Below are 6,349 nucleotides of genomic sequence, written 5' to 3' on the forward strand. Positions count from 1 at the left end.
TTTGCCTTTTAAAATTGAACATTTCACAATCTTATTAAATAATTTTAAATAAAATACAAATGATACTATTATTTGCTATTTAACCTATGTTTCATTTAATTATTATTAATATGACAAAATATTTCTTACTAATACTGTGTAACATATCCTTTGGAACTAATAGTTCTCTATTCTTCAACGACAATAGTTCAGAAATAAGCAATGGACCATTAATGGTTGTTTATGGAAATTTAATTCCTCTCCTAAATGGAAGTTTAAATCCTTCTTCAATTGATAATACTACTTTTTCATCATGTCAAATAATTAATGAAACTAATGCTGTAACATACATGATAGTTAATGATGGGACTACTTCATTAACCATTTCGAATATTTTGGTAAGCGGAATTAATGCTTCAGATTTTCAATTCTCTAGTTTGCCTGCTACCAATATTGCCGCAGGAGAAAGTACCTATTTTACAGTATTGTTTGATCCAAGTTCAGTAGGTTTAAGAACGGCAACTATCGAAATTAACTCTGATGACCCTTCTAATCCTATTTATTCTTTTGCTATTCAAGGCACTGGTTTAGATTATATTGAATGTGGTTACAACTTTATTAGTGAAATTATTGCCAAACAAGATTTTGAACTAGGGTCTACTTTACCAATTTTAGGTTATTCGGTTTCTAATGGTTTTGCTACCGTTTCTGGAGGCACTGCTTATGCAGAAAATGCCGTCCCGCTTGTATTTGTTCCTAAATTTATTGGCACAAAGAGTTTACAAGTTAATAATTCTTTTTGTACTCTATTATTTGATTCAGTTAATACTATCAACATTAAAGAGCCTTCATTTCATTTTAGATTGGCTTCGTTTTCAAAAACTCCTTCTGAAGGAAGTGAAAATGGCGATTATGTTTCGGTTGCTATTAGTACTAATGGAGGCAATTCATGGTCAAATGAGATAAAAGTGACTGGCAGTAGTCAAGCAAAATGGTCTTTTTTAAGCGGTACAGGAATAGCTCAGTCTAATTATTCTGGAACTGATTTTGTCATTGATTTTATTCCAACCGCTACAGGTTTTTTAACCACAGAAGGTTATAGTAAAATATCTTTAAATGGATTGCCAAAAACCACAGATCTGAGAATTCGGATTACTATCGTAAACAATAATATCAATGAAGTTTGGGCTGTAGACGATATACAATTAAAGGGAAAAACACAAGCATCAACAGTTTGGAATGGTTCATCTTGGAGTAATGGAATTCCTAATAATTTTACAAAAGCAATAATTGATGGAAATTATGATACTTTGTTAAATGGAAATATTACTACATGTAAATGTCAGATTAATTCAGGAAAATCATTAGTTATTGAATCTAATTCCTATTTATCCTCAGAAAGTGATATTAATAATTTTGGAGATTTAATTGTTGAAGATAGTGGAGCCATTATCCAAAACGATGATTATGCATTGAATACAGGTAATGCTATAGTTAAACGAAACGCCAGCATTAGAAAGCTTGATTATGTATATTGGTCCTCACCATTGCAACAATTTTCAGTAAATTTAATATCACCTAATACTCCATCAAGTCTTATTTGGAAATGGAATCCGATTTTAAATAATCCTAATGGAGGTTTTGGTTTTTGGTCGCCATCAGCTGGTGAAACTATGGAAGTAGGCAAGGGTTACATTGTTCGAGGTCCAAACGGATTTGGAACTACTAATCAAGTTTTTACGTCAATATTTTCTGGATCAACTATTAATAATGGGTTGATTAATTGCGCAATAGCAAGAGGACCAATGACTTCGGCCTCACTGTCTAGTTTCACAAGTTTGAATGGTGTTCCGTTTACTGTTCAAGATGACAATTGGAATTTAATTGGTAATCCATATCCAAGCGCTCTTAACGTTGATTCTTTTTTACTTTATAACGCTATTGAAAATCCTGTGATTGAAGGTTCAGTTAGATTATGGACCCATGGAACCTTGCCGTCAAGTAGTGTTAATCCTTTTTACAGTTCTTATCAATATAATTATACAGCTAATGATTATATCACCCATAACGGCACAGCTACACTTTCTGGTCCCAACGGTTTTAATGGATTTATAGCGTCTTGTCAATCATTTTTTGTTTTAATGAATGAAGGAAATCAAGCCAATGCTCAGGTAACTTTTAAAAATTTCATGAGAGAGAATTCATTAAATTCTAACACACAATTTTACAGAAATCAATCCATATCTTCATCTATTGAGAAACATAGAATTTGGCTTGATTTAGTTAGTGATTCAGGCAATACTACAAGGACTGTTATTGGATATTTAAATAATGCAACGTATCAAAAAGATGTTCTCTATGATGCATTTACCAAGCTAGATGGCAATCAAAATTTTTACACATTGATAGATGACCAAAAGGTTTGCATTCAAGGAAGGCCTTTGCCATTTGAAAATAGCGATATGATACCATTGGGTTTTTCAATACCAACTATTGGAAATTATACTATAGCTATTGGCGTTTTAGACGGATTATTTTTAAGCAATCAAGACATATTTATACAAGATACGTTGTTAAACATTACTCATAATTTAAAACAAAGTCCTTATCATTTTTTCTCTAATTCAGGTACTTACAATAATCGTTTTATAATTAAATTTCTAAATTCTAGTTTGTCACTCAATAACGATTTTACTCATTGGGATTTTAATATTGCTGCTAATTCGCAGGATAATGTAATATCTGTAAAGAGTAAAGAATTAATAGATTCAATTATTATATATGATTTTCTTGGAAGAGTCTTAATTGATAAGAAAGAAATCAATCTTGAAAGTCTAAACATAAAAGAATTGGCTGCTAATAATCAAGGTTTACTTGTTCGTGTGAAATTTATAAATGAATCTGTGGTAACTAAGAAAATAATTTTTTAGAAGTGTTAGCTACATTTCAAGTATTACCAAATAGTTGCAAAGTTTATTTATCTTTTTGTTTTATGAAGTTTTCGTAAATGTCTTCAAAAACTATATTATTTTTTAAGAATAAGCTATTTGTTTTATACCATCTGTTTATTAATTCTCTTTTCAAAATTTGATTTTCATATAATGAATCAAAAAAGTCATTTTTAGATTCATTGAATTTGCGCACTTTTTCGTTATATTCTGCAATAGCTTTTTCATCGTCATTTTCAGTAACATTTTTTTTTGTTTCTTGAAAAGTTAAGTATTCCTCAATGTATTTATAGTAAAGCTCTTTTAGATATACATTTTGATTCTGAAAAAAATAAATCAATTCAGTGGTGATATTATTTAAAGATTCATCTTCAAATGCACCCTTGAATTCACTTGTTTTATATTCTGATTCATTTATAATATTATCCATATGAATAATGCATTCATTTACTTTTTCTCTGTCTTTTAATTTAAATAAGGTTACTAATTTGTCGTCTAGAACATTTAATTTGTAAAAAATCAAATTTTGATAGGCATTATATTCAAATACATTTTTACTATTATAATTTCGTATTATTATTTTATATTTCAATCCAAACTCTTTTTTAAATTTTTCATAATATAGAATATCAGCATAGTAGGCAGTAATTTCTTTTTCTTTATAAGAAAAATTTTTAAAAATATCTTCATAATCAGAGTTACTCTGAACGATATAATCATTTAGTTTAAGAGCTTTGTTTTTTAGTAATAAAATCGTTTTGCTATTTAATTTTATAAATTCATCTCTTAATTCGGTATCACCATCTAGTCCAACATCATTTTTCAGTAAATTTTCGTTTATATCTTCAAGTTTAATGTATATTCTTTCCATTGTTGTTTGAATTCTATCATCTGGACTTGCCTCAATTATTGATTTTGAGTATTCCATTAAAGCCTCTTTTACAAACAATTCAGATTTTCCAAAATCATTTATATAAGCTTTTGGATTTCTATAATTTTGTGCTGCCATGTTTAAAAAACTCAATAATAAAATGAAATGTAAGAAAACCTGAATTAAATTTTTCATATCATTTTTTATTAAAAAACCCTCTATTAAAGAGGGTTTTATTATTTATTTGATAATTTTAAAAGTAACTTTTCTGACCAAGTCTCTAGATTTTTTTGAGCCTTTATCTACAGAGTTGTCTTCGCCTTCTGCGAGAATGATTAATCTTTTCCCATCGATGCCTGATTTTATTAAAATTTCTCTTGTAGCTTTGGCTCGATCTTCTGACAGTTTTTTATTCTTTTCCTCTGTTCCAATTTCATCTGCATGACCAATAACATAAACCGATTCATTAGGATTTGTTTTTAAATAAGTTCTAATAAAGTTAAGTCCTTCCGAAGATACATTTGTTGGAATAGTTTTATTAGTTTCAAAAAATACAGCTATATATTCATCATCTATCAATGTTTGCAATGTGCTTTTATTTAAATCTTCAGATGATTTTTCTTTTTCAACTTTTGTTGATATATACCTTTCTATTTCATCTGGCACACCATTTTTATTTAAGTCAACCATTTTTCCTCTAGAATCAACAGCAACACCAGCAACCGAATTATTTTCTTGATCTAAATAATCTGCGATACCGTCTTTGTCTGTGTCATTCATTAAGGTTTCCATTTCCTCAATTCGGTTATTTAATACTTCAATTTTCTTTATTTCTTTTGGTTTAATTATTGACCAATCACCATGTATTTTATTTTTTCCAATAGAAATAGACAAGCCTATAGATGATACTAAAGATTGTCCTTTCATGTTATTTGATGATAAATCTGAGTAACTACCATCCCAATTAAAATGTTGTCTGAAACTATTTTGTACGGTAACATCACCGAAGATTGCAATTCTATTAGATATTCTAAATTGAGGTGTAATTCCAAAAACTAACCCACCGTTTAGCTCCTTCTTATTAAAATTACTATTAGTTAAGGTGTTGGCTGTTTTTGATTTCATTTGGTCAATTTTTAAACCACCATGTAGTAAAATCCCAAACCTATTTAATTCATTTTCTATGTTGAATAATCTGTTCAAGTTAGTTACTCCTTGAATAGAAACCCCTATTTGTTGCATCTTAAAAGGCAAACTATTTTTGGTTAATTCTCTTAATTCTTCATATTGAAGCCCTACTTTAACTCCAAATATTGGACTAAAGGAATATCTACCCGCAATTGAAAAACTATTTACATCGATAGATCCAAAAAAGGTCCCAGGATTACTTGAATAATATCCATCTGCATACGGACTGATTCCTTTTAATTGTCCGGCTGAAATTTGTACAGCCCATTTATTAAAAGCTGTTTGTGTAGAGTCTTTTTCTTTTATTTTTTTTTGGCTGTATAAAAGTATAGAACTCAATAAAGTTAAGAATAATAGTGTTTTTTTCATTTTATTTAATTTAGAACAAAATTATTCATTCTTTAAAAACAAAGTTTTGTTAAGTAATAAGAGTGATTTTTATTTCATAAATGGTTTAAAAAATACATAAGTGGATGTAGATTAATTTCATTTATAACATATTTTTCATCATTTAATACATTGTTTTGCTGTTAGACTTCTGAAAATTTAAATTTGCTAACGGGTTTTGTTTTATATTTTAAGAAAAATGTTTAACAATTGGTCAATTCATCAACTAATAAGCATTGAATTATGAAAAAGATTTTAATTTATGATAATCTTTTTTTTTTTAGCAAAGGTTTATATGCCGTTATAAAATCTAATTTTCCAGACTTAGATGTTTTTTTAGTTTTTAGTAACAAATTATTTTTTGAAGAATGTAGTAATAAATTATATGATGTTGTTATTTTTGATTTCACAAATGACACTACTTCAAGCTTTAAGGATTTAAAAAGAATAAAAAAGCTACAACCTCAATCAAAACTATTTGTTTTTAGCGAAATAGATTCTATTGATTATAAAATTCAATGTTCAAAAGGTAAAGTAGATTTTTTATTGTCAAAGAATTGTTCTGAAGATTATCTTGTTGCGGCATTGAATTTAGCTCTGTTTGGTAATTCATACTTTTCAAAAAGTTTGCGTTTGAACATTCCCGAAAGAAAAATAATAAAAAAAGGGACGGTTGAGTCATCAAAAAGTAATTCTCTTTCATTGCGTGAATTTGAAATTGCTATGTTAATGATACAAGGTTATTCTACAAGTAAAATTTCTAATAAATTAAATATAGTACCAAGTACAATTAGCACTTATAAAAAACGATTATTTAAAAAGACCAATTCTTCCAATGTTATTGAAATTGCAAAGTTTCTACGTGTTTTATAAAGGTAATGTGGTCAAAAATAGTTGGTGATTTTTCATTTTAGATTAATTATCTTGTCCATATCAAACTGAAGAGGAAATTGGCTCTGCTGAGGAGCAACCAATC

General features: G+C 28.3%; 4 protein-coding genes. 2 read left to right on the forward strand and 2 right to left on the reverse strand.

Annotated features, from left to right (window positions below):
- Positions 1 to 110 precede the first annotated feature (110 nt).
- Positions 111 to 2,909: a choice-of-anchor D domain-containing protein gene (locus ABD771_RS05310; RefSeq protein WP_345091678.1), complete on the forward strand. Its 2,799-nt coding sequence runs from the start codon at positions 111 to 113 to the stop codon at positions 2,907 to 2,909.
- Between the two features lie 43 nt (positions 2,910 to 2,952).
- Here ABD771_RS05310 and ABD771_RS05315 read toward each other — a convergent pair whose 3' ends face one another.
- On the reverse strand, positions 2,953 to 3,993 hold the full coding sequence (locus ABD771_RS05315) for a hypothetical protein (RefSeq protein ID WP_345091682.1): 1,041 nt from the start codon (positions 3,991 to 3,993) through the stop codon (positions 2,953 to 2,955).
- 45 nt (positions 3,994 to 4,038) lie between these two features.
- On the reverse strand, positions 4,039 to 5,355 hold the full coding sequence (locus ABD771_RS05320) for an OmpA family protein (protein ID WP_345091685.1): 1,317 nt from the start codon (positions 5,353 to 5,355) through the stop codon (positions 4,039 to 4,041).
- 261 nt (positions 5,356 to 5,616) lie between these two features.
- Here ABD771_RS05320 and ABD771_RS05325 point away from each other — a divergent pair, with 261 nt between their 5' ends.
- Positions 5,617 to 6,246 carry a LuxR C-terminal-related transcriptional regulator gene (locus ABD771_RS05325; RefSeq protein ID WP_345091688.1) on the forward strand — a complete coding sequence of 210 codons (630 nt, stop codon included), beginning with the start codon at positions 5,617 to 5,619 and terminating at the stop codon, positions 6,244 to 6,246.
- Positions 6,247 to 6,349: the final 103 nt, after the last annotated feature.

Source organism: Flavobacterium chungnamense (assembly GCF_039539165.1).
Taxonomy (GTDB): Bacteria; Bacteroidota; Bacteroidia; order Flavobacteriales; family Flavobacteriaceae; genus Flavobacterium; species Flavobacterium chungnamense.